25 protein-coding genes are annotated in these 23,543 nt (G+C 72.6%); 22 read left to right on the forward strand and 3 right to left on the reverse strand.

Annotated features, from left to right (window positions below; all coding sequences use genetic code 11):
• Positions 1 to 2 precede the first annotated feature (2 nt).
• The 19 genes from ribH (at position 3) to argH (ending at position 18,012) form a co-directional block, all read left to right on the forward strand.
• Positions 3 to 503 (forward strand): 6,7-dimethyl-8-ribityllumazine synthase, encoded by a 501-nt coding sequence (gene ribH, locus QTQ03_RS02605; RefSeq protein ID WP_289276542.1) that lies wholly within the window; start codon positions 3 to 5, stop codon positions 501 to 503.
• 135 nt (positions 504 to 638) lie between these two features.
• Complete coding sequence (locus QTQ03_RS02610) at positions 639 to 902, forward strand: phosphoribosyl-ATP diphosphatase (RefSeq protein WP_289276543.1); 264 nt, start codon at positions 639 to 641, stop codon at positions 900 to 902.
• A 48-nt stretch (positions 903 to 950) separates the two neighbouring features.
• Positions 951 to 1,796, forward strand: coding sequence for an ATP phosphoribosyltransferase (gene hisG, locus QTQ03_RS02615; RefSeq protein ID WP_289276544.1), 846 nt, complete (start codon positions 951 to 953; stop codon positions 1,794 to 1,796).
• Positions 1,797 to 1,936: 140 nt separating this feature from the next.
• A complete protein-coding gene (locus tag QTQ03_RS02620) occupies positions 1,937 to 2,410 on the forward strand; it encodes a PH domain-containing protein (protein WP_289276545.1) in 474 nt (157 codons plus the stop codon).
• 472 nt (positions 2,411 to 2,882) lie between these two features.
• A complete protein-coding gene (gene infC, locus QTQ03_RS02625; protein ID WP_289276546.1) occupies positions 2,883 to 3,494 on the forward strand; it encodes a translation initiation factor IF-3 in 612 nt (203 codons plus the stop codon).
• Between the two features lie 20 nt (positions 3,495 to 3,514).
• Positions 3,515 to 3,709, forward strand: a complete 195-nt coding sequence (gene rpmI, locus QTQ03_RS02630; protein ID WP_088994773.1) for a 50S ribosomal protein L35 — start codon at positions 3,515 to 3,517, stop codon at positions 3,707 to 3,709.
• A gap of 32 nt (positions 3,710 to 3,741) precedes the next feature.
• On the forward strand, positions 3,742 to 4,134 hold the full coding sequence (gene rplT / locus QTQ03_RS02635; protein WP_289276547.1) for a 50S ribosomal protein L20: 393 nt from the start codon (positions 3,742 to 3,744) through the stop codon (positions 4,132 to 4,134).
• Positions 4,135 to 4,166: 32 nt separating this feature from the next.
• The gene (locus QTQ03_RS02640) at positions 4,167 to 5,057 is read left to right on the forward strand and encodes a TrmH family RNA methyltransferase (protein ID WP_289276548.1); all 891 of its coding nucleotides are present in this window, start codon (positions 4,167 to 4,169) and stop codon (positions 5,055 to 5,057) included.
• Positions 5,058 to 5,224: 167 nt separating this feature from the next.
• A complete protein-coding gene (pheS, locus tag QTQ03_RS02645) occupies positions 5,225 to 6,292 on the forward strand; it encodes a phenylalanine--tRNA ligase subunit alpha (protein ID WP_289276549.1) in 1,068 nt (355 codons plus the stop codon).
• Between the two features lie 41 nt (positions 6,293 to 6,333).
• Positions 6,334 to 8,913, forward strand: coding sequence for a phenylalanine--tRNA ligase subunit beta (gene pheT, locus QTQ03_RS02650; protein ID WP_289276550.1), 2,580 nt, complete (start codon positions 6,334 to 6,336; stop codon positions 8,911 to 8,913).
• Positions 8,914 to 9,099: 186 nt separating this feature from the next.
• Positions 9,100 to 10,101: an N-acetyl-gamma-glutamyl-phosphate reductase gene (gene argC / locus QTQ03_RS02655; protein WP_289276551.1), complete on the forward strand. Its 1,002-nt coding sequence runs from the start codon at positions 9,100 to 9,102 to the stop codon at positions 10,099 to 10,101.
• A complete protein-coding gene (locus tag QTQ03_RS02660) occupies positions 10,098 to 10,277 on the forward strand; it encodes a hypothetical protein (RefSeq protein WP_289276552.1) in 180 nt (59 codons plus the stop codon). Before argC ends, QTQ03_RS02660 begins: the two co-directional genes overlap by 4 nt.
• The gene (argJ, locus tag QTQ03_RS02665; protein ID WP_289276553.1) at positions 10,274 to 11,446 is read left to right on the forward strand and encodes a bifunctional glutamate N-acetyltransferase/amino-acid acetyltransferase ArgJ; all 1,173 of its coding nucleotides are present in this window, start codon (positions 10,274 to 10,276) and stop codon (positions 11,444 to 11,446) included. The genes QTQ03_RS02660 and argJ overlap by 4 nt, the downstream gene beginning before the upstream one ends.
• Positions 11,447 to 11,505: 59 nt before the next feature.
• Positions 11,506 to 12,501 (forward strand): acetylglutamate kinase, encoded by a 996-nt coding sequence (argB, locus tag QTQ03_RS02670; protein ID WP_289276554.1) that lies wholly within the window; start codon positions 11,506 to 11,508, stop codon positions 12,499 to 12,501.
• Positions 12,498 to 13,781, forward strand: coding sequence for an acetylornithine transaminase (locus tag QTQ03_RS02675; RefSeq protein ID WP_289276555.1), 1,284 nt, complete (start codon positions 12,498 to 12,500; stop codon positions 13,779 to 13,781). The genes argB and QTQ03_RS02675 overlap by 4 nt, the downstream gene beginning before the upstream one ends.
• Entirely contained in the window at positions 13,778 to 14,749 is a 972-nt protein-coding gene (argF, locus tag QTQ03_RS02680) for an ornithine carbamoyltransferase (RefSeq protein WP_289276556.1), read from the forward strand. Before QTQ03_RS02675 ends, argF begins: the two co-directional genes overlap by 4 nt.
• The gene (locus tag QTQ03_RS02685) at positions 14,746 to 15,261 is read left to right on the forward strand and encodes an arginine repressor (RefSeq protein WP_289276557.1); all 516 of its coding nucleotides are present in this window, start codon (positions 14,746 to 14,748) and stop codon (positions 15,259 to 15,261) included. Before argF ends, QTQ03_RS02685 begins: the two co-directional genes overlap by 4 nt.
• Positions 15,258 to 16,469: an argininosuccinate synthase gene (locus tag QTQ03_RS02690; RefSeq protein ID WP_289276558.1), complete on the forward strand. Its 1,212-nt coding sequence runs from the start codon at positions 15,258 to 15,260 to the stop codon at positions 16,467 to 16,469. The genes QTQ03_RS02685 and QTQ03_RS02690 overlap by 4 nt, the downstream gene beginning before the upstream one ends.
• Positions 16,470 to 16,548: 79 nt before the next feature.
• The gene (gene argH / locus QTQ03_RS02695; RefSeq protein WP_289280644.1) at positions 16,549 to 18,012 is read left to right on the forward strand and encodes an argininosuccinate lyase; all 1,464 of its coding nucleotides are present in this window, start codon (positions 16,549 to 16,551) and stop codon (positions 18,010 to 18,012) included.
• A gap of 225 nt (positions 18,013 to 18,237) precedes the next feature.
• Here argH and QTQ03_RS02700 read toward each other — a convergent pair whose 3' ends face one another.
• Together QTQ03_RS02700 and QTQ03_RS02705 are read right to left on the reverse strand one after the other, a co-directional pair.
• The gene (locus QTQ03_RS02700) at positions 18,238 to 18,591 is read right to left on the reverse strand and encodes an MmcQ/YjbR family DNA-binding protein (protein WP_289276559.1); all 354 of its coding nucleotides are present in this window, start codon (positions 18,589 to 18,591) and stop codon (positions 18,238 to 18,240) included.
• Positions 18,592 to 18,762: 171 nt separating this feature from the next.
• Positions 18,763 to 19,476, reverse strand: coding sequence for a hypothetical protein (locus tag QTQ03_RS02705; RefSeq protein WP_289276560.1), 714 nt, complete (start codon positions 19,474 to 19,476; stop codon positions 18,763 to 18,765).
• 182 nt (positions 19,477 to 19,658) lie between these two features.
• Between QTQ03_RS02705 and QTQ03_RS02710 the strand changes: the two genes are divergently transcribed.
• From QTQ03_RS02710 to QTQ03_RS02720, 3 genes are all read left to right on the forward strand, one after another.
• Positions 19,659 to 20,315, forward strand: a complete 657-nt coding sequence (locus QTQ03_RS02710) for a DNA-3-methyladenine glycosylase (RefSeq protein WP_289276561.1) — start codon at positions 19,659 to 19,661, stop codon at positions 20,313 to 20,315.
• A gap of 431 nt (positions 20,316 to 20,746) precedes the next feature.
• Positions 20,747 to 21,430: a GntR family transcriptional regulator gene (locus QTQ03_RS02715; protein ID WP_289276562.1), complete on the forward strand. Its 684-nt coding sequence runs from the start codon at positions 20,747 to 20,749 to the stop codon at positions 21,428 to 21,430.
• Positions 21,427 to 22,452 (forward strand): 1-aminocyclopropane-1-carboxylate deaminase, encoded by a 1,026-nt coding sequence (locus tag QTQ03_RS02720; RefSeq protein ID WP_289276563.1) that lies wholly within the window; start codon positions 21,427 to 21,429, stop codon positions 22,450 to 22,452. The genes QTQ03_RS02715 and QTQ03_RS02720 overlap by 4 nt, the downstream gene beginning before the upstream one ends.
• A gap of 133 nt (positions 22,453 to 22,585) precedes the next feature.
• On the opposite strand, the gene QTQ03_RS02725 is transcribed toward QTQ03_RS02720, so the two are convergent.
• Positions 22,586 to 23,428, reverse strand: coding sequence for a universal stress protein (locus tag QTQ03_RS02725; protein ID WP_289276564.1), 843 nt, complete (start codon positions 23,426 to 23,428; stop codon positions 22,586 to 22,588).
• Positions 23,429 to 23,543 lie beyond the last annotated feature (115 nt).

Consider the following 23,543-nt stretch of genomic DNA (forward strand, 5'->3'; position numbering starts at 1 on the left):
CCATGGCGGGTTTCGGGGAGCCGGGCATCGACGCGGTCGACGCCACCGGCCTCACGGTGGGCGTCGTCGCGGCCCGGTGGCACGGCGACCTCACTGACCACATGCTGGACCGGGCGGTCGCCGCGGCTGAGGCCTGCGGGGCGCGCGCGGTGGTGGCCCGGGTGGCCGGTTCGGTGGAACTGCCGGTGGTGGCCCAGGCGCTCGCCCGCCGCTGCGACGTGGTGGTCGCTCTCGGCGTCGTGGTCCGGGGCGCCACCGCGCACTTTGACCACGTCTGCCGCTCGGTGACTGACGGGCTCACCCGCGTGGCGCTGGACGAGGGGAAGCCGGTGGCCCACGGCGTGCTGACCGTCAACACCATCGAGCAGGCCCGGGATCGGGCCGGCCTGCCCGGCTCGGCGGAGGACAAGGGCTGGTCGGCGACTGTCGCGGCGCTTGACGCCGCCTTGGCGGTCCGCAGTGTGTCCGTCGCCGGTGGCCATCGGGTCGGCTTCGGCGGCTGACGCCTCCACGACCGGCCCGCTCGCCGACCGGCCCGCGCCGTGACCCGGTCTCCGACCGGCGCCGCGGGCGGACGAGTCCGGGTCTGTCACGGGCCCGGTGCGGGTGGCGGGCGGTCCGGTTGAGAGAATCGGCGGGTGAAGACGTTCGAGGAGTTGTTCGCCGAGCTGCAGGCCAAGGCCACTGCCGGCACCCCGGGCTCGGGCACGGTCGCGGCCCTGGGAAAGGGGGTGCACTTCATCGGTAAGAAGGTCGTCGAGGAGGCCGCCGAGTCGTGGATGGCCGCCGAGCACGAGGGTCCCGAGCGGACCGCCGAGGAGATCTCCCAGCTGCTCTACCAGGTGCAGGTGCTCATGCTCGCCACCGGTCTCGACCTGAAGGACGTCTACCGACATCTGTGAGTGCGTCCCCCGCGTCGATCCTCCCCGATCATCAAGGAGCGCTCCGTCATGCTACGTGTCGCCGTACCCAACAAGGGCGCCCTCGCCGAGTCGGCCGCCCAGATGCTGCGCGAGGCGGGCTACCGCCAGCGTACCGAACCGAAGGACCTGGTCTGCCGGGACGAGTCCAACGACATCGAGTTCTTCTATCTGCGCCCGAAGGACATCGCCACCTACGTCGGCTCCGGTGACCTCGACGTCGGCATCACCGGCCGGGACCTGCTGATCGATTCCGGTGCCCCGGCGGAGGAGGTGGTCGACCTGGCCTTCGGTCGGGCCACCTTCCGCTTCGCCGCCCGACCAACGGACGTCGACTCGGTGCAGGAGCTGGGTGGGCACCGGATCGCCACCGCCTATCCGGGGCTGGTCGAGCGGCACCTCGTTGAACTGGGCGTCAAGGCCGACGTGATCCGCCTGGACGGCGCAGTGGAGAACGCCATCCGGCTGGGTGTCGCCGACGTGGTCGCCGACGTGGTGGAGACCGGTGCCACGCTGCGACAGGCCGGTCTGGTGGTGTTCGGCGAGCCGCTGCTGCGTTCCTCGGCGGTGCTGGTCCGCCGGGCCGACGCGCCGACCCACCCGCAGTGCGAGCAGCTCCTGCGTCGGCTGCACGGGGTGCTCGTGGCCCGGCGCTACGTGATGCTCGCCTACGACGTCCCGGCGGCCCTGCTGGACCGGGCCAGCTCGCTGACCCCGGGCATCGAGTCGCCGACCGTGTCCCCGCTGCACCGGGAGGGTTGGGTCGCCGTGCAGGCAATGGTGCTCCGCGAACACGTGCACCGGATCATGGACGAGTTGTATGAGCTCGGCGCCCGCGCGATTCTCGTCACGAACATCCACGCCTGCCGGCTGTGAACCCTGCGGGATCCATGGTGATCGGTTGACCTCCGGCCACCGCGGGTCGGCTCGCCGGCAACGGGTCACCCGGCGGAGACCCACTCCGGGGTATGCGTGGCAGGGGCGGGTCGGCCCGGGCGGGATGGCAGACTGATGGGGTGAGCGAAACCGAGTCGATCCGTATCCGGCCCCACCGCATCCGGCTGGTCTGCTGGGCCTCGGCGGCCGCGTTGGTCGTGGTGTTCAGCGTGCTGGCCACGTCGCTGACCGGTCCGACCGGCAACGGCTACGGCAGCTTCCAGCGGGGTGATCAGCTCGCCATGATCGGCCTCGGTGTCTTCGGCGCGCTCGGCGTCCTGCTGTTCACCCGTCCGATGGTGCAGGCCGACGCGCGTCGCGTCCGGGTGCGCAACGTGATCGGCTCGTACGAGCTGCCCTGGGAGGTCGTGCGGGGGGTCCGCTTCGACCGGGGTGCGCCCTGGGCGAGCCTGGAACTGCACGACGACGACCTGCTGCCGATGGTGGCCCTCCAGGCCGCCGACAAGGAGCTGGCCGTCGAGGGGGTTCGGGCGCTGCGCCGCCTGCACCAGGCCCATCTGACCGACCAGGCCGAGCGCACCCCCGGTCGCTGACCCACCACCGCCCCGCTCGGTTCCACGGCAGGGGCCGCAACGCGCGGTCAAGGCGTGCGCTCCCGCAGCGGGCTCGGGTTCGGGTTCGGCTGCTCGCCTCGGATGCTGGACGACGTCCCCGGGAGGCTGGACCGGGCGGGCCCGGGTCCTCTCCCGCCGCCCGGTTTGGGGAGGCCGCGACGGGGGTGTAGTGTTGTGGGGTCGACCAGGCTGTCCGCGGGTGCGCGGCGGTCATGAAAGTGGAGCGCCCTGCTCCCACCCGAGTCGCCGCACCGGTGGCCGGGTCCGGTCATCGGTTCCGGGCACGTCCCGGTTCCGGATGCGCGATCCTGTGATCGTGCCGACCGGTCGAGCGGGCCCTGGCATGTGCTGGGGCCTTCTGCTTTCCGGGGTCGGCTCCCATCCGGGAGCCGCGGGGTCGGCCACGCAGGAAGAATCGACTCGAGGAGGCCCCATCAGCGTCGAACCACGCGTGAACGAGCAGATCCGGGCACGTGAGGTCCGACTGGTCGGCCCTGAAGGTGAGCAGGTGGGCATCGTCCCGCTGGAGCGCGCCCTTCAGCTGGCCGCGGACGTCGACCTGGACCTGGTCGAGGTTGCGCCGATGGCGCGCCCACCGGTGTGCAAGCTCATGGACTTCGGCAAGTTCAAGTATGAGAGCGCACTGAAGGCGCGCGAAGCGCGGCGTAACCAGCAGCAGACCGTCATCAAGGAGATGAAGCTCCGGCCAAAGATCGACCCGCACGACTACGAGACCAAGAAGGGTCACGTGGTGCGGTTCCTCAAGGCCGGCGACAAGGTCAAGGTGACGATCATGTTCCGCGGTCGGGAGCAGAGCCGCCCGGAGCTGGGGTACCGGCTCCTGCGCCGACTCGAGTCCGAGATCTCGGAGCTGGGGTACGTCGAGGCCGCGCCGAAGCAGGACGGCCGAAATATGATCATGGTGCTTGCGCCGCACCGCGCCACCAAGGCCGCCGCCACGGCGGCCCGCGGTAGCGCACTGCCGCGGGGCGAGCGGGAATCCGGCGCCGCCGAGGCGCCGCCGGCCGAGGCGGCCGGGCCCGCCGGGAGCACCGGCGAGTAACAGGGGAGAAGACGTTCCACATGCCGAAGATGAAGAGCCACACCGGGATGGGTAAGCGCGTCCGGCTGACCGGCAAGGGCAAGGTCGTTGCCCAGCAGGCCGGCCTGCGTCACAACCTGGAGAAGAAGCCCTCCACCCGGACCCGCCGGCTGACCGGCACCGTCGAGCTGGCCAAGGCTGACGTGAAGCGCATCAAGAAGCTGCTCGGCCGCTGACGCGCGCCACCTGAACCGACGAAGGAGTTGAGATGGCACGCGTCAAGCGGGCTGTGAACGCCCAGAAGAAGCGCCGTACCCTGCTGGAGACCGCGAGCGGCTACCGCGGTCAGCGCTCCCGCCTGTACCGCAAGGCCAAGGAGCAGGTGCTGCACTCGATGCAGTACGCCTACCGGGACCGTCGCGACCGCAAGGGTGACTTCCGGCAGCTGTGGATCCAGCGGATCAACGCGGGCGCCCGCGCCAACGGGATGACCTACAACCGCCTGATCCAGGGACTGCGCCTGGCCGGCATCGAGGTCGACCGGAAGATCCTGGCCGACCTGGCCGTCAACGACGCCGCCGCGTTCGCGGCGATCGTCGAACTGGCCCGCGCCGCCGTGGCGGAGCAGGGCACCGGTGGCGCCGCGGCCCAGGCCGCCTGACCACCGCCCACGGTCGGATCGAGGCGTCTCCCATGCAGCCAGTACCGCGCGGGAGGCGCCTCGACGCCGTCTTGGGGCCGTTCACCCCGCGTACCCCGCGGGTCGTGGCCGCCCGCCGGCTTCAGCGCCGCCGCGACCGCGAGGCCACCGGCCGGTTCCTGACCGAGGGACCGCAGGCCGTCCGGGAAGCCCTCGCCCGGCCCCGCACGGTCCTGGAGCTCTTCGGCACGCCGGCGGCCCTCGACCGGTACTCGGATCTGGCCGCCCGGGCGGCCGCCGACGACGTTCCGGTCTCCGAGGTCACCGCGGAGGCGCTCGCCGCGCTCACCGAGACCGTCGCCCCGCAGGGCCTGGTAGCGGTGTGCCGGCACCTCGACGTGCCCCTGGACGCCGCCCTCGGGCGCCAGCCGCGGCTGGTCGCGGTCCTTGCCGGCATCCGCGACCCGGGTAACGCCGGCACCGTCCTGCGTACCGCCGACGCGGCCGGCGCGCAGACGGTCGTCTTCGCCGGCGAAGCCGTCGACCCCTACAACGGCAAGGCCGTGCGGGCGTCGGCCGGCAGCCTCTTCCACGTTGACGTGGTACGCGCGCCCGACTCCCTTGTGGTGGTCGGCGCGCTGCGGGCCGCCGGGCTCGCCGTGCTGGCCACCACCGGGTCCGGCGCGGCCGACCTGGACGACCTCGCCGACGCCGGCCGGCTGGTCGCTCCCACCGCGTGGCTTTTCGGCTCAGAGGCGCACGGGCTGCCCGAGGAACTGACCGCCGCCGCCGATGCCCGGGTCCGGGTGCCGCTGCACGGACGTGCCGAGAGCCTGAACCTGGCTGCGGCCGCGGCGGTGTGCCTGTACGCTTCAGCGAGAGCGCAGCGACGGCCGTCGAGTGGTCGCGCGGCCGAGACTGCAGGGGAGAGCAGCCGCCCATGAACGCGCCACGGCGTTCGTTTAGCCAGCCCGCCGGTGCCGGCGGGCGGCGGGCCTGACCTGCTCTCCGCACAACTCCCACCGGCGGGCTGCGGCACAGCCGCGCGTCCGTAGACTCGCCTCGCCGCCCGACAAGGGCCGGCGCCGCCGTGAGGGAGTGCCCGTACGCCATGACCTACCGCAACGACCCCTACGACCCGAAGCAGGCCGCCCTGCTCGACCCGGCCGCCCTGGCCGATGCCGTCGCCACCGCCGAGAAGGCGTTCACCGATGCCGCCGGCCCGGACGCCTTGGCCGCGCTGCGCCCCGCGCACCTCGGCGACCGGGCGCCGGTCTCGCTTGCCCGCCGTGAGATCGGCGGGCTGCCGCCGGCCGCCAAGGCCGACGCCGGCAAGCGGGTCAACGAGGCCCGGCGGGCGATCGAGAGCGCCTACGCCGCCCGCGCCGACGTGCTGGAGCGCGAGCAGACCGAGCGGATGCTGGTCGAGGAACGGGTCGACGTGACCCTGCCGTACGATCGGCGCCCGCGGGGCGCCCGCCACCCGGTCAGCACCCTGATGGAGCAGATCAGCGACTTCTTCGTCGGGATGGGCTACGAGGTGGCCGAGGGACCCGAGGTTGAGCTGGAGTGGACCAACTTCGACGCGCTCAACATCGGCCCGGACCACCCGGCACGCGGTCTGATGGACACCTTCCACGTCGCGCCGGAGAACTCCGGCCTGGTGCTGCGCACGCACACCTCGCCGGTGCAGGCGCGGACGATGCTGACCCGCAAGCCACCGATCTACGTGATCTGCCCGGGCCGGGTCTACCGCACCGACGAGTTGGACGCCACCCACGCGCCGGTCTTCCACCAGGTTGAGGGCCTGGTGGTCGACAAGGGAGTCACGATGGCGCACCTGCGCGGCACCCTGGACCACTTCGCCCGAGCGATGTTCGGCCCGGAGGCGAGGACCCGCTTTCGGCCGCACTACTTTCCGTTCACCGAACCGTCGGCGGAGTTCGACGTGTGGTTCCCGGAGCACCGCAAGGGCGCGCGGTGGGTCGAGTGGGGCGGCTGCGGCATGGTGAACCCGCGGGTGCTGCGGGCCTGCGGCATCGACCCGGAGGTCTACTCCGGATTCGCCTTCGGGATGGGCATCGACCGGACGGTCATGTTCCGCCACGGCGTCGGCGACATGCGGGACATGGTCGAGGGCGACGTCCGGTTCACCCGGGCGTTCGGGTACGGGGCGTGAGCGGCTTGCGAGCACGAGTAACGGAGACGGTGGTCTGAGTCATGCGAGTTTCTGTCAGTTGGCTGCGCGAGCACGTCGACCTGCCGACCCACCTGGCCCCGGCCGATGTGGAGCAGGCTCTGGTGAACCTCGGCCTCGAGGTCGAGTCCATCGTGGATTTGGGCGAGACGGTCACCGGGTCGCTGGTGGTGGGTGCGGTCCGCGAGATCGAGGAGCTGACCGGCTTCAAGAAGCCGATCCGGTTCTGCCTCGTCGACGTGGGCGGCGCCAACGGCACCGGCGAACTCCAGGAGATCGTTTGCGGCGCGCGGAATTTCGCCGTCGGTGACCGGGTGGTGGTGATCCTGCCCGGCGGCGTGCTGCCCGGCAACTTCGCCATCGGGGCGCGCAAGACGTACGGGCGCAACTCCAGCGGCATGATCTGCTCGGCGAAGGAACTGGGTCTGGGCGACGACCACGCGGGCATCATCGTGCTACCCGCGTCCAGCCCGGCCGAGCCGGGCGACGACGCCCGGCCGGCGGTCGGGCTCGACGACGTGGTGGTCGAGGTCGAGCTGACCCCGGACCGCGGCTACCAGATGTCGGTGCGCGGCATCGCCCGCGAGCTGGCCCAAGCCCTCGGGGTGCCGTTCCGCGACCCGGGGCTCGCGCCCGCGCCGGGCGCGACCGAGCAGCCGGCGTACCCGGTCGAGGTGCGGGACCCGGTCGGTTGCGACCGGTTCGCCGCCCGGATGGTCCGCGGTGTCGACCCGGCCGCGCCGTCGCCCGCCTGGATGGTGCGGCGGCTCACCACCGCCGGGATCCGGAGCCTCTCGCTTCCGGTGGACATCACCAACTACGTGATGCTCGAGCTGGGTCAGCCGATGCACGCGTTCGACGCCGACCGGATCGCCGGCCCGCTGGTGGTTCGCCGTGCCGAGTCGGGCGAGAAGCTGACCACCCTGGACGGTGTCTCCCGGGCACTCGTCGGGGAGGACATGGTGATCTGCGACGCCGGGCTGCCGAACCCCGTCGCGGGTGACGGCGCCGGCGCCCCGATCTCGCTCGCCGCGGTGATGGGTGGGGAGAACAGCGAGGTGGTCGGGGGCACCACGAACGTGCTCTTCGAGGCCGCCCACTGGGATCCGGTGACGGTCGGGCGCACCGCCCGCCGGCACAAGCTGTTCAGCGAGGCCGCGAAGCGCTGGGAGCGGGGGGTCGATCCGGCGCTGCCGTTGGTCGCCATCGAGCGGGCGGTCCGGCTGCTGGTCGAACACGGCGGTGGCACCGCCGGTGCGGAGATCCTCGACATCGACCACGTGCCGCCCCGGACGCCGGTCACCATTCCGGCCGACCTGCCCAGTCGGCGGGTCGGGGTGGAGTATTCCCCGACCCGGGTGGGCGCCCTGCTGGAACAGGTGGGCTGTGCGGTCGTGGTTGGCGCGGACCGGCTCGCCGAGGACCCGGGCGAGGTGGGCGTCCCGGCCGGCGGCGTGGTGGCGTTGACCGTCACCCCGCCGACCTGGCGGCCGGACCTCACCGACCCGGCCGACCTGGTCGAGGAGGTGGTCCGCCTCGACGGGTACGACAAGGTGCCGTCGGTGCTGCCGGTGGCGCCCGCCGGCCGGGGGTTGACCTGGCAGCAGCGACGCCGGCGGGCGGTCGCCCGGGCGCTCGCCGACCAGGGGTACGTCGAGGTGCTGGCGCAGCCGTTCGTCGCCCCCGAACTGGCCGACCTGCTCGGACTGTCGGCCGACGACCCGCGCCGGCATGCGGTCCGGCTGGCCAACCCGTTGTCGGAGGAGGAGCCGCTGCTGCGTACCACGCTGCTGGGCCCGCTGCTCGGCATGCTCCGGCGCAACCTCGGCCGGGGCCAGCGCGACCTCGCCCTGTACGAGATCGGCTCGGTTTTCCTCCCACGTCCGGACGCGGGTGTTCCACCGCGGATGGGGGTGGAACAGCGCCCGTCGGACGCGGTGTTCGCCGCCGCCGACGCGGTCCTGCCGGACCAGCCCCGGCACGTCGCCGTGGTGCTCGCCGGAGAGGTCGAGCAGACCGGCTGGTGGGGCGCGGGCCGCGCGGCCGGCTGGGCGGACGCCGTCCAGGCGGGTCGCGATGTCCTCGCCGTCGCCGGTGTCCCAGGCGGCCAGGTCACCGTGCGGGCTGCCGAGTACGCGCCCTGGCACCCCGGTCGGTGCGCGCAGCTGCTGGTCGGTGGCGCCGTCGTCGGGTACGCGGGCGAGCTGCATCCGGCGGTCGTCGCGGCGCTGGAGTTGCCGCGGCGCAGCTGCGCCATGGAGCTGAACCTGGACGCGGTGCCCGCCGCGCCGATGCTCCAGGCGCCGGCCGTCTCGTCGTTCCCGCCCGCGCTGATCGATGTCGCCCTGGTCGTCGACGCGTCGGTCCCCGCAGCGCAGGTTCAGCAGGCGCTGGTCGAGGGCGCCGGCGAGCTGCTGGAGTCGGTCCGCCTGTTCGACGTGTACGCCGCCGAGCAGCTGGGGGCGGGCCGCCGGTCGCTGGCGTACAAGCTGACGTTCCGGGCGCCCGACCGCACGCTGACGGTGGAGGAGGCGGTGGCCGCCCGCGACGCGGCGGTGGCCCGCGCCGCCGAACGCCACGACGCCACCCTCCGCGGCGCCTGAACAGTGGGGAAGGCCCCCTCTCGCGGCCATCCCGGTTCATCCCGCTGATCACCCGGCCCGCCCCGTTTCGTGCGGGGCGGGCCTCTTTGCCGGCTACCTGTCGGCATCCTCATCATTTACATGCAGCAGATTGCATGACCATGCGGTGGCTGTTAGTCTTCTTCGTATAGTCATGCGGAGGTGAGTATGGGAATCCGAGTCGCCGTCGCCGGGGCGAGCGGCTACGCCGGGGGCGAGCTGGTGCGCCTGGTCGCCGGGCACCCAGAGTTCGACCTGGTGTCCGCCACGGCGCACAGCCAGGCCGGGCACCGGCTCGACGCGGTGCACCCGCAGCTCACCGGACTGGACCTGGTGCTCACCGGGACCGACCCGATGGCCCTGGCCGACGTGGACCTCGTCTTCCTGGCTCTGCCACACGGGGAGTCGGCGGCGCTCGCCGCCCAACTTCCCCCCGACGCGCGCATCGTCGACCTCGGTGCCGATCATCGCCTCGCCGACCCGTACGACTGGGCCAACTACTACGGTGGCACCCACGCCGGGCAGTGGACCTACGGCCTGCCCGAGCTGCCCGGCCAACGGGAGCACATCGCCGCCGCCACCCGGGTGGCGAACACCGGCTGCTACGCAGCCGCGGTCACCCTGGCGCTCGCTCCGCTGATCGCCGCTGGTGCGGCCCAAGCCGAGGACGTGGTGGCGGTCGCCGCGTCCGGCGCCTCCGGCGCCGGCAGGACCGCCAAACCCCACCTGCTCGCCAGCGAGGTGATGGGGGACCTGTCGCCGTACCGGGTCGGCGCGCACCAGCACGTTCCGGAAATCAAGCAGGCCACCGGCGCGACCAGCCTGTCGTTTACCCCGGTGCTCGCGCCGATGCCGCGCGGCATCCTGGCCACCGTGACCGCCGTACCCGCCCGCGGCGTCGACCCGCAGGCGGTGCTCGCCGAGGCGTACGCCGACGCGCCGTTCGTGCACGTGCTGCCCGAGGGACGGTGGCCGCACACCGCCGCCACGCTCGGCTCGAACTCCTGCCACCTGCAGGCCACGGTGGATGTCGACTCCCGCCGGATGATCGTGGTGAGCGCGCTGGACAACCTCGGCAAGGGTGCCGCCGGCCAGGCCGTGCAGAACGCCAACATCATGTGCGGTCTGCCGGAGACGGCCGGTCTGTCGGTCTGGGGAACCACGCCGTGAGCACGAGGACCGTCGTCGCGACCGAAACCGCCACGGCGAGCGCGGGCGCCGCCGCGGCACGCGGCGTGGGCACCACCAGCTCGGCGTCGCTGAGTGAGGTGGGCGCGGTGGGCGCGGTGGGCGCGCTGAGCGAGGTGGGCGCGGTGGGCGCGCTGAGCGAGGTGGGCGCAGCGTGAGCGTCACGACTCCCCGGGGGTTCCGGGCAGCCGGAGTGGCCGCCGGGCTCAAGACCGGCGACGCGCCCGATGTCGCCCTCGTGGTCAACGACGGCCCGGACGCCGGCGTGGCCGGCGTCTTCACCGCCAACCGGGTCAAGGCCGCTCCGGTGCTCTGGACCCAGCAGGTTGTGCACGGCGGCGTGGTCCGGGCGGTGGTCCTCAACTCCGGTGGCGCCAACGCCTGCACCGGCCCGGGTGGCTTCCAGGACACCCACACCACCGCCGAGCACGCCGCCACCGCGCTGACGGCGGCCAGCCCGCGGCTGATGCTCGGCCCGGGTGAGGTCGCGGTCTGTTCGACGGGCCTGATCGGGGAGCGGCTGCCCATGCATCGGCTGCTTCCCGGCGTCCGCGACGCCGTCCGGGCGCTCGGCCGCGACGGAGGATCGGCCGCCGCCGAGGCGATCATGACCACCGACACCCGGCAGAAGAGCGCGGTGGCCCACGGCAGTGGCTGGATTGTGGGGGGCATGGCCAAGGGCGCGGGGATGCTCGCCCCGTCGCTGGCGACGATGCTCTGCGTGCTCACCACCGACGCGGTCGCCGGGCCGGAGCTGCTGGACGCCGCGCTGCGGGCCGCCTGCCGGGTGACCTTCGACCGGATCGACTCCGACGGTTGCATGTCCACCAACGACACGGTCTTGCTGCTGGCCAGCGGCGCGAGTGGTATCACCCCGACCGAGGCGGACCTGACCGCCGTGGTCACCGCCGCCGCTCACGACCTGGCGCAGCAGCTCATCGCCGACGCCGAGGGCGCCACCAAGCAGATCGCGATCGACGTGGTCGGGGCCGCGAGTGAGGACGACGCCGTCGAGGTGGGCCGCAGCGTTGCGCGTAACAGCCTGGTCAAGACCGCGCTGTTCGGCAACGACCCGAACTGGGGGCGGATCCTTGCCGCGGTTGGCACCGCCGCCGCGGTGTTCGAGCCGGACGCGGTCGACGTGGCGGTCAACGGCGTGTGGGTCTGCCGAAGCGGGGCAGCCGCGGAGGACCGGTCGAAGGTCGACCTGTCCGGCCGGGACGTCACGATCCGGATCGACCTACAGGCCGGCGGCGCCGCCGCGACCATCTGGACCAACGACCTGTCGCACGCGTACGTGCACGAGAACTCGGCGTACCCGACGTGAGCGCGAACAACGCGACGGAGCGGGGTCCCGCGGTCGCGAAGGGAAAGACGGGCACGGACATGAGCCTCACCACCGATCTCACCTGCGCCCAGGCCAAAGCCGCCACGTTGATCGAGGCGCTGCCCTGGCTGGCCCGTTACTCCGGCTCGACCGTCGTGGTCAAGTACGGCGGCAACGCGATGGTCGACCCGGAGCTGCAACGGGCGTTCGCCGCCGACATGGTGTTCCTGCGCTACGCTGGCCTGAAGCCCGTGGTGGTGCACGGCGGGGGCCCGCAGATCTCGGCGATGCTCGGCCGGCTCGGCATCAGCAGCGAGTTCCGGGGCGGCCTGCGGGTCACCACCGCCGAGGCGATGGACGTGGTCCGGATGGTGCTCGTCGGCCAGGTCGGCCGGGAACTGGTCGGGCTGATCAACGCGCACGGCCCGTTCGCCGTCGGCCTCTCCGGCGAGGACGCCGGCCTGTTCACCGCGGTGCGACGGCCCGCGTACGTCGACGGGCAACCGATCGACGTCGGCCAGGTCGGCGACGTGGAGTCGGTGGACGTCTCAGCGGTCACCGACCTGATCGCGGCCGGCCGGATCCCGGTCATCTCGACCGTCGCGCCCGACGCCGACGGCGTGCTGCACAACCTCAACGCGGACACCGCCGCCGCCGCGCTCGCGGTCGCCCTGCAGGCTCGCAAGCTGGTTGTCCTCACCGACGTGCCCGGCCTCTACACCGACTGGCCGGACACCGGCAGCCTGGTCAGCGAGATCAGCGCGGCCGAGTTGGCGAGGCTGCTGCCGTCCCTGGAGTCGGGCATGGTTCCGAAGATGGAGGCCTGTCTGCGGGCGGTGCGTGGCGGGGTGCCCGCCGCGCACGTCGTCGACGGCCGCGTCGCCCACTCCACGCTGCTGGAGGTGTTCACGTCGGAAGGCTTCGGAACGATGGTCGTGAGCGCGAGGAGTGAGCTTGCGAGCCCCGCAGTCGCGAACGGGGAAGGTGTCGTGAGCGCGAGGAGTGAGCTTGCGAGCCCCGCAGTCGCGAACAGGGAAGGCACGGTCTCGTCATGAGTGCGCTCGTCCGACGCTGGCAGCAGTCCATGATGGACAACTACGGCACACCGCCGCTCGCGCTGGTGGACGGTTCCGGCGCCGTGGTGGTCGACGACGCCGGCCGGAGGTATGTGGACCTGCTCGGCGGTATCGCCGTCAACGCCCTCGGGCACGCCCACCCGGCCGTGGTGGCCGCCGTGTCCAAGCAGGTCGCGACTCTCGGCCACGTCTCCAACCTGTATGTCGCCGAGCCGCCGGTGGCCTTGGCCGAGCTGCTTCTCGCGCTCGCTGGCCGGCCCGGGCGGGTGTTCTTCGCCAACTCCGGCGCGGAGGCCAACGAGGCGGCGTTCAAACTCTCCCGTCTCACCGGTCGTACCCACGTCGTGGCCGCTCGGGGTGGCTTCCACGGCCGGACCATGGGTGCCCTCGCGCTGACCGGCCAGCCGGCCAAGGCGGACCCGTTCCGCCCGCTGCCCGGCGAGGTCACCCACGTCGAGTACGGCGACGTGGCCGCGCTGGAGGCGGCGGTCACCGACACCACCGCCATGGTGATCCTGGAACCGATTCAGGGCGAGAACGGCGTCGTCGTTCCGCCCCCCGGCTACCTGGCCGCGGCCCGGCGGATCACCGCCCGACACGGCGCGCTGCTGGTCCTGGACGAGGTGCAGACGGGCATCGGCCGCACCGGCCACTGGTTCGCCCACCAGGCGCACGGCGTGGAGCCGGACGTCGTCACCCTGGCCAAGGGACTCGGCGGTGGCCTGCCGCTCGGCGCCTGCCTCGCCTTCGGCCCGGCCGCCGACCTGCTTCGTCCGGGCTCGCACGGCACCACCTTCGGTGGTAACCCGGTGAGCTGCGCCGCCGCCCTCGCGGTGGTGGCCACGATTGCCAACGAGGGGCTGCTCGACCACGTCAAGCGGATCGGGGAGCGGCTGCGTCGGGGGGTGGAGTCGCTCGGCCACTGCCTGGTCGACGGCGTCCGCGGCGCCGGGTTGCTGCTCGGAATCGCGTTGACCGCCCCGGTCGCTGCGGTCGTCACCGAGGCGCTGCGGGAGGCCGGCTTCCTGGTGAACGCCGTGCAGCCGGGCGTGATCCGACTCGCCCCGCCGCTGGTCTTGACCGTCGCCCAGGTCGACGCGTTCCTGGCCGCCCTTCCCGCGGCCCTCGACGCCGCCGCACCGCCGACCGGGCCGACTGGATCCACCGCGGCTCATGGAGCGGAAGGATCCCCGGAGGGACCGAATCCCGCGAACATCCCGACGTCGACCACCGCACCCGTGATGGAGGCCAGCGCATGATCCGGCACTTTCTGCGAGATGACGACCTGGTGCCCGGCGAGCAGGCGGCCGTGCTCGACCTCGCCACGCGGATGAAGGCGGACCGGTTCGCCCACAAGCCCCTCGCGGGGCCGCGGTCGGTGGCGGTGCTGTTCGACAAGCAGAGCCTGCGCACCCGGACCTCCTTCGACGCTGGCATCGCCGAGCTGGGCGGGCACCCGCTCGTCATGGAAACGCAGGTCACCCACTTCGGGCGGGGCGAGACCCTCGCCGACGCCGGGCGGGTGCTCTCCCGTTACGTGGCGGCGATTGTGCTCCGGACCCATGGCGACGACCGCATCGCCGAGGTCGCCGCGCACGCCACCGTGCCGGTCGTCAACGCCCTCACCGACACCTACCACCCCTGCCAACTCCTGGCGGACCTGCTCACCGTGCGGGAACGTTTCGGCGGCGTCGCCGGGCGGACCCTCGCCTACGTGGGGGACGCGGCGAACAACATGGCCCACTCGTACCTGCTCGCCGGGGCGACCGCCGGGATGCACGTCCGGGTCGCCGGCCCGGTCGGCTTCCAACCTGACCCGGACGTGCGGGCCCGCGCCGAGAAGATCGCCACCGGCACCGGCGGCTCGGTCCGTGCCGGCACCGACCCGGTCGAGGCGGTCCGTGGCGCCGACGTGGTCGCCACCGACACCTGGACTTCGATGGGCCAGGAGGGCGACGGGCTGGACCGGGCCGCGCCGTTCCTGCCGTACCAGGTCAACGCCGCCCTGCTCGGGCATGCCGCGCCGCACGCGATCGTGCTGCACTGCCTGCCGGCGCACCGCGGCGAGGAGATTACCGACGAGGTGCTCGACGGCCCGCAGAGCGCGGTCTTCGACCAGGCGGAGAATCGGCTGCACGCCCAGAAGGCGCTGCTGACGTTCCTCCTCGGTGCCGCACCCGCCCCGGACGTGGTGGCATCGGACGCCACCACCAGGACGACGCCGTGACCGCCCCGCTGACCCGGACCGCCCGTCACGCCCGCATCGTCGAGCTGATCCGCGACAAGGCGATCCATTCGCAGACCGAGCTGGCCGACCTGCTGGCCGGTGATGGCATTCAGGTCACCCAGGCCACCCTGTCCCGGGACCTCAAGGAGTTGGGGGCGGTGACCGCCCGCGGCGGCGACGGGCGCGGCGTCTACCTGATCCCCGAGGACGGCCACCGCCCGCTTCGTGAGGCGGAGAACGCGCCGGCCCGCCTCGTCCGGCTGCTGCGTGAGTTGCTCAACGGGGTCGACTCCAGCGGCAACATCGCCGTGCTGCGTACCCCGCCGGGCGCAGCGCACTACCTGGCCAGCGCGTTGGACCGAGCGGGCCTACCCGAGGTCGTCGGCACGATCGCCGGCGACGACACCATCCTCGTCGTGGCCCGCGAGGCCGACGGTGGGGCCGCGTTCGGCGACAAGCTCGCCGGCTGGGCCCGCCGCGAAGACACTGTTGAAGGGAGCACCACACCATGACCGAGCGGGTCGTCCTGGCGTACTCGGGAGGGCTGGACACCTCCGTCGCCATTCCGTACCTGGCCGAGCAGACCGGTGCCGAGGTGATCGCCGTGGCGGTCGACGTCGGGCAGGGCGGCGAGGACCTGAACGCGATCCGACAGCGCGCGCTGGACTGCGGCGCGGTGGAGTCCGAGGTGGTCGACGCGCGCGACGAGTTCGCCGCCGACTACTGCCTCCCGGCGATTCGCGCCAACGCCCTCTACATGGACCGCTATCCGCTGGTCTCCGCGCTGAGCCGGCCGCTGATCGTCAAGCACCTGGTCGCCGCGGCCCGCAAGCACGGCGGCACCATCGTGTCGCACGGCTGCACGGGCAAGGGCAACGACCAGGTCCGCTTCGAGGTCGGCCTGGGCGCGCTCGCTCCCGACCTGAGGATCGTCGCACCGGCCCGGGACTTCGCCTGGACCCGGGACAAGGCCATCGCCTTCGCTGAGGAGAAGGGCCTGCCGATCGACGTGACCGCGAAGTCGCCGTATTCGATCGACCAGAACCTGTGGGGCCGCGCCGTGGAGACCGGCTTCCTGGAGAACATCTGGAATGGCCCGATCGAGAACCTGTACGCGTACACCGCGGATCCGGCGCAGGAGCGTGACGCCGACGAGGTGGTCATCACCTTCGACGCCGGTAACCCGGTCGCGATCGACGGTGAGACGGTCACCCCGTACCAGGCGATCGTGGAACTGAACCGGCGGGCCGGCGCCCAGGGCGTCGGCCGGCTGGACATGGTGGAGGACCGCCTGGTCGGTATCAAGAGCCGCGAGGTGTACGAGGCGCCGGGCGCGATCGCCCTGATCACCGCGCACCAGGAGTTGGAGGCGGTGACCGTCGAGCGGGACCTGGCCCGGTTCAAGCGCGGCGTGGACCAGCGCTGGGGCGAGCTGGTCTACGACGGTCTCTGGTTCTCGCCGCTGAAGGATGCGCTGGACGCCTTCGTCGCCGATGCGCAGCAGCGCGTCTCTGGCGAGGTGCGGCTCACCCTGCACGGCGGCCGGGCCACCGTCACCGGCCGGCGTTCCGAGGCGAGCCTGTACGACTTCGGTCTGGCCACGTACGACACGGGTGATACCTTCGACCAGTCGCTCGCCAAGGGATTCGTGCAGCTGTGGGGCCTGCCCAGCAAGATGGCCGCAGCCCGGGACGCCCGGTTGGGTGGGTCGGAGTCTTGACCGTGCGGGCGAGGGCGCGCAGTGAACAAGCGCCGCGAGTGAGCCCCGCAGTCGGGAGCGAAGGGTGAGCGCTGCAACAATGGGCGGGGTGGACGACAAGAGCCTGACCGAGAATAGCGCCGTCACCAACCGGACGAGCCTGTGGGGAGGCCGGTTCGCCGGTGGCCCAGCCGAGGCCCTCGCGCGACTGTCGGTGAGCGTGCAGTTCGACTGGCGCCTGGCGCCGTACGACATCGCGGGATCCCGGGCGCATGCCCGGGTCCTGGCCGGTGCCGGACTGCTCGACCCGGAGGAACTGGGGCGGATCCTGGCCGCCCTGGACGACCTGGAGGCGGCCTGCGCCTCCGGGCAGTTCCGCCCCACGGTCGACGACGAGGACGTGCACACCGCCCTGGAACGCGGCCTGCTGGAGCGGCTCGGCAGCCTCGGCGGCAAGCTGCGTGCCGGGCGGTCCCGAAACGACCAGGTCGCCACCGACCTGCGGCTCTACCTGCGCGACCATGCTCGCGGTGTGGCCGCTCGGCTGGTCGAGCTGGCCGAGGCACTGGTCGAGCAGGCGGAGCGGCACGTGGACACCGCCGCGCCGGGCATGACGCACCTCCAGCACGCCCAGCCGGTCACCTTCGGGCACTGGCTGCTCGCCCACGTGCAGCCGCTCCTGCGTGACCTGGAACGGCTGCGTGACTGGGACCACCGCACCGCGATCAGCCCGCTCGGCGCCGGCGCGTTGGCCGGCTCGGGTCTGCCGTTGGACCCGGTGGCGGTCTCCAAGGAACTGGGCTTCCGGACGTCCTTCGCCAACTCGATGGACGCCGTCGCCGACCGGGACTTCGTCGCCGAGCTCCTCTTCTGCACCGCGCTGATCGGCGTGCACCTGTCCCGGCTCGGTGAGGAGGTGGTGCTCTGGACGTCGCAGGAGTTCGGCTGGGTCGAGCTGGACGACGCCTTCGCCACCGGTTCGTCGATCATGCCGCAGAAGAAGAACGCGGACATCGCCGAACTGGCCCGGGGCAAGTCCGGCCGGCTCGTCGGTGGCCTGATGAGCGTGCTCACCATGCTCAAGGGCCTGCCGATGACGTACGACCGGGACATGCAGGAGGACAAGGAGCCGGCCTTCGACGCGGTCGACACCCTGGAGTTGCTGCTACCCGCGCTCGCCGGCATGGTTTCCACGATGACGGTCCGGGTCGACCGGTTGGTCGCTGCCGCGCCGGTCGGCTTCTCCCTCGCCACCGAGGTGGCCGACTGGCTGGTTCGCAAGGGTGTGCCGTTCCGCGACGCGCACGAGATCACCGGCAAGCTGGTGGCACTCTGCGTCGCCCGGGGCTGTGCCCTCGACGAGGTCTCCGACGGCGACCTGGCGGCGGTCAGCGAACACCTCGACCCGTCGGTGCGGGACGTGCTCTCGGTGCGCTCCGCCCTGGCGGCTCGGACCACGCCCGGCTCCACCGGCCCCGGCCCGGTCGCCGACCAGCTCGCGACCGCTGCCGACCAGCTCGTCGGCTGGAAGGAGTGGGCGGCCGAGCGGGTCGTCCCCCGCTGACCCGCCGCACGTTGCCCGGCCGCGGCTTTGGCGGTGGCGTCGGTGGCGTTGACCCTGGCTGGCGGTCAGCGCGTCGGAGAGGAGACATGTCGCGTCGGAGCGGTATTCCTGACAGGAATATCTATGCCTGCCAGGAATACCGCTCCTGACGGTCAGTGTGTCTTCGGACGGCTCACCGGCAACGGCCACCCACCGCCGTGGGGTCGGCCATCGCCGCAGGGCCGCTCACGCCGGGGGCCGCTCACGCTTCGGCAGCTTGGCCACCACCGCGTCGTACGAGGCGTCGACCGCCACGGTCAGCTCCTCGTCCTCGATCTCGCCGTCCAGGCGCAGCGTGTTCCACCCGGACCGGCCGATGTACGGCGACGGTTTCGCGTCGGCCGGGTACCGGTGGATCCACTCGTCGGCGACGTCCCGGCTCGGGCCGCACTTCACCCCGACCCTCGGCTCCCCATCGGGAGAGCCGAGAAAGGCGAAGATCCGGCTGCCCACCTTGACCACCTCGTCGCCCTCCCACGGCTGGTCGAGCCAGGCGCCCGACTTGCCCAGGCAGTATGCTCGCATCTCCTCGCGCTCCATCACACCCTCCCGCCGGCCGGCTCACGTTCGCCCAGTCTCCTACGCTCGCCGTCGTGAATCCCATCAGCTCACCGACGGGGTCGAGACGATCCCGCGCTGTTGCGCGGACCGGTAGGGCATCGACCGATTCGGGCACCTGATGCGGTCGGCCTCCGTCGGGTAGACCCGCCCTCAGATGCGGACCGCCACCGCCGCACCCGTCAGGGGCGCGGCGAGCCGGCCAAGCACGGTCCGGAGTCCGAGTCGCCAAGCGACCACGCCAACCCCGACCGCCAGGGCGATGAACCCGGCTCGGCTCAGCGCCGCGCCGACCCCGGTCGGCATCAGGTAGACCGCCGCGGCGAGTAGCGGTGAGCGTGGCCGGGCCACCAGCGTCGCGAGTGCCAGCACCGCCAGCGCGGCGAGCAGTGCGGCAGCGGCATTGGGGTAGGTGAACAGCGAGGCGCCCCGCCAGAGCCGGCCCTCCACCGGTACGGCGAACCGGGACAGGTGTCCGGCCACTCCTGCCCAGCCGGTCAAACCCACCGCCGCACCGGCGACGATCAGGGTCTCGGCGAGCCGGATCCGGTGGGCTGTGGTGGCGTGGACGACCAGTGACGACGCCAGCCAGAAGCTGAGCAGCGTGGCCGCGTACCCCGCTGCGACGGGGTAGCTCTCCGCGGGCACCGCCCGTACCAGTGCCCAGGTCGCCAGCGTGGCACACGACAGGGCCAGCGGGCGCAGCAGCCGGGGCGGCCGGCGCCACAGCGCAGGTGTCACCGCGGCGGCGAGGGTAGGCGTGAGCAGGAGGACCCGGCCCGGCGGGTAGTAGGCGCCCTGGGCCGCGATGCCGGCGGCCAGTGCGGTTGTCAGCAGTACCACTCCAGCCGGCAGGCCACGTTCCACTATGGAACGTGGCCCGAGTCGCAGTGCGGTGCCTACCATCGACCTCCCCCGCGTCGCCGTCCCCGAATGGGCTACGGGGACTACACAAGGAGGCGGCAGGGGTGGTTGCGGTCGGGAAGGTAACGCCTGGCCCTATCCCTAGCCCGGGCGACCCACGTCACGGCCGGGATAGGGTCTCAGCCGTGGTGGCGTACCCCGAACGACGGTTCGACGATCTCGCGCGGTTGGCCGACCTGCTCGTCGGGCCGGTCGTGCCGGCGGCGCGTGGCCTGCTCGGCGCCCGGCTCTGCGCCGGCGGGGTCAGCGTCCGGATCACCGAGGTCGAGGCGTACGCGGGCATGGCCGGCGACCCGCCCTCGCACGCCCACCGGGGGCGCACACCCCGCAACGCGGTGATGTTCGGCCCGGCCGGGCGCGCCTACGTCTACTTCACCTACGGCATGCACTGGTGCGTGAACGTGGTGACCGGGCCGGACGGGGAGGCGTCGGCGGTGCTGCTACGGGCCGGCGAGGTGGTCGAGGGTCTCGACGTGGCCCGGGCACGGCGGAGCGCCGTACGCCGGGACGCGGACCTCGCGCGCGGACCGGCCCGGCTCTGCGCGGCGCTGGGGATCGACAAGTCGGTGTACGGCCGCTACCTGCTCGGCGACGGGCCGGCGCGGCTGCGTCCGGCGGCCGATCCGGTTCCGGCGGAGGCGGTGAGCGCCGGCCCGCGCGTCGGGGTGACCGGCGCGCACGACGTGCCGTGGCGGTTCTGGATCGCCGGCGACCCGACGGTCAGTGCCTACCGCCGCCACGTCCCCCGGCGGCGTGGTGCCGACCCGGACCGGCCGGCGTAGGAAGACACCCGGCAGGCCAGCGACGTCGTACGCGTACCGGGTCAGCACCGGACAGGCACTGCGGTGGATCCTTCGTCGGAGCAGCGCCATCCCTTGACCAGCCGGACAGCCTTGAGTCTGTGCTGACCAGCGCGTTGCTCCGACACCCGTGAACAGTCGCCGCACCTTGCCGCTGTCGAGTCATCAGCGGGGCGTGCGAAGTAGGCAGGCCCGGGGCGGGTGCTGGGCTCCGGCGCGGTCGACCCGAACGACGTGCGTCGTCCCCGCCCGCCTCGGCTGCCGTACGTGAACCAGGGAGCGACGTGAACTCGATCGCTGAGCGGGGGGCACCGCAGCGATGATCCATGTGACCGGAGAACGCCTCCATACACCTGCGCGGCAAGAGTCCACGGGGCTTGGCCGATTGGCAATTGACATCTAACATGTCAGTTGTGGATCTCAAAGCGGTGGGCCGGACCCTCCTGCGTGACCAGGCGTACGCCGCCATCAGGTCGGCGATCGTCGCCGGGACGCTCGCGCCCGGCCAGGTGGTGCGCGACCGGGACCTCGCCGAGCGGCTGGGCTTCTCCCGGGCGCCCGTCCGCGACGCCCTCGCCCGGCTCGCCGACGAGGGGCTGGTCGAGTCCAAGCCGCAGAGCCACACCCGGGTCACGCCGCTGATCCTGCGCGACGTCCGCGACGCCCTGGTCGTCGTGCGGACGATGCACGAGGTGGCGGCCCGCGCGGCGGTGCACCGGCTGAGCCCGGCCGACCTCGACACGATGCGCGCGGCCAACACCGAGTTCGCCCGGGCCGTGCGCGCAGGCGACGTGGAGCGCGCGCTGACCGCCGACGACAGCCTGCACGACGTTCTCGTGGTGGCCGGCGGCAACCGGGCGGTCGCCGCCACGATCGACCGCTACACCCCGCTCATCCGCCGACTCGAGCGGCAGCGGTTCGGGACCGTGCCCGGCGAGGGATCGATCCGCCGGCACGAGGCGCTGATCCAGGCGTGCGCGGCCCGCGACCCGGGCGCCGCCACCGAGATCACCGCCACCATCTGGTCGAGCCTCGACGAGATCCTGCGCGCCGACGTCCAGCCGCTGTCCGACGAGCTTTCCGAGGAGACGCCATGACCCCCACGCTCGACTCCTTCGCCCGGTACCCGCTGCTGTTCGGCCCGTCGCCGGTGCACCCGCTGGAGCGGCTCACCGCGCACCTCGGCGGCGCCCAGGTGTGGGCCAAGCGGGAGGACTGCAACTCCGGCATCGCGTTCGGCGGCAACAAGACCCGCAAGCTGGAGTACCTGGTCGCCGAGGCGCTCGCGCGGGGCTGCGACACGCTGGTCTCGATCGGCGGCGTGCAGTCAAACCACACCCGGCAGGTCGCGGCCGTGGCGGCCCGGGCGGGGCTGCGCTGCGTCCTGGTCCAGGAGAGCTGGGTGGACTGGCCGGACGCGGTCTACGACAAGGTCGGCAACATCCTGCTGTCCCGCCTGGCCGGGGCGGACGTCCGGCTGGTGCGCGCGGGCTTCGGCATCGGCTTCAAGGAGAGCTGGCAGCGGGCACTCCGGGAAATCGAGGAGGCCGGCGGGAAGCCGTACGCGATCCCGGCCGGCGCCTCCGACCACCGCCTCGGCGGCCTCGGCTTCGGCCGGTGGGCGTACGAGGTGGCCGAGCAGGAGCGCGAGCTGGGGGTCTTCTTCGACACCATCGTCGTCTGCTCGGTGACCGGCAGCACCCAGGCCGGCATGATCGCCGGCTTCGCCGCCCTTGCGGCGGCCGGCGGTCGGCCCCGCCGGGTCATCGGCGTCGACGGCTCCGCCAAGCCGGCGGAGACCCGGGACCAGGTGGCCCGGATCGCCCGCGGCACCGCCGCCCTCATCGGGCTCGACCGACCGCTGACCGACGACGAGATCATCCTGGATGACCGCTACCACGCCGGCACGTACGGCATCCCCGACGAGCGCACGCTCGACGCGATGCGGACCGCCGCGCGGACGGAGGGGATGATCACCGACCCGGTGTACGAGGGGAAGTCGATGGCCGGCCTCGTCGACCTGGTCGGCACCGGTGAGATCGGCCGGGACTCGACCGTGCTCTACGCGCACCTCGGCGGCCAGCCCGCGCTGAACGGCTACAGCGCGCTGTTCTCCTGAGGCCGGTCACTCCAGTGAGCGGCGCGTCATGCAGTTCGGGGTCTTCACCGTTGGTGACATCACGGTCGACCCGACCAACGGTCGGGAGCCGACGGAGCGTGAGCGGTCAGCGCGTGTGCTCGACCAGCCCCGGTCAGCGTGCCTGCCGGTACGGGTGGGCCACCAGCACCGGGCAGTGAGCGTGCTGCACCAGTGACTGGCTTACCGAGCCGAGCAACATCCCGGTGAAACCGCCCCGCCCCCGGGTGCCCACCACCACCAGACCGGCTCCGCCGCTCGCCTCGATCAGCGCCGACTCGGGCTTGTCGGCCCGCAGCAGCCGGACCGTGACGGTCAGCCCGGGGTGGCTTCCCCGGGTGGCCGCGACGGCTGTGTCGAGCAGCGCCTGGGTCTCCGCCGGACCTTCCTCGCCCGGTGCACGCACGTGCACGAGCACCAGCTCGACCTCCCGCCGGGCGGCCTCGTCGGCGGCGTACCCGACGGCCAGTTCGGCCCCCTCGGAGCCGTCCACCCCGACCAGCACCGGACCCTGGACTGGGATCGGCTCCTCGGCGGGGCGCACCACCAGCACCGGGCAGCGTGCGTGGGCCGCGACCTGGGCGCCCACCGAGCCGAGCAGCAGCCCGCCGAAACCACCGAGACCCCGGCTGCCCACCACCACCAGCTCCGCCCGGCGTGACTCCTCGACCAGGGTGGCGCCCGGACCCCCGGCGATCTGGCGCACCTCGACGTTCAGCCCCGGCCACCGGCCGACCAGGTCTGCCGCCGTCTGATCGAGCATCTTCCGGGCTTCCTCGCTTGGCGCGGGAATGCCCATCTCGTACGGGTTGATCGGGATGCCGTACCCGAGCGGATGCAGATAGCCGTGTACCAGGTGCAGCGGGCATGTCCGCAGCACAGCGGCCCGGGCGGCGTGCTCCGCCGCCACCAGGCTCGACGGTGATCCGTCCACTCCTGCCACGACGGGTCGGTTCATTCGGCGGCCCTCCAGATGCGATCAGGTGCCATTGTCGGCGCGATGCCGCCGACCGAGGAGTATTTCCCGGTGGGTCACCGTCCCGAACGTCACACCGGGGTCGCCGACTGCTCGC

Source organism: Micromonospora sp. WMMA1363, from assembly GCF_030345795.1.
Classification (GTDB): domain Bacteria; phylum Actinomycetota; class Actinomycetes; order Mycobacteriales; family Micromonosporaceae; genus Micromonospora.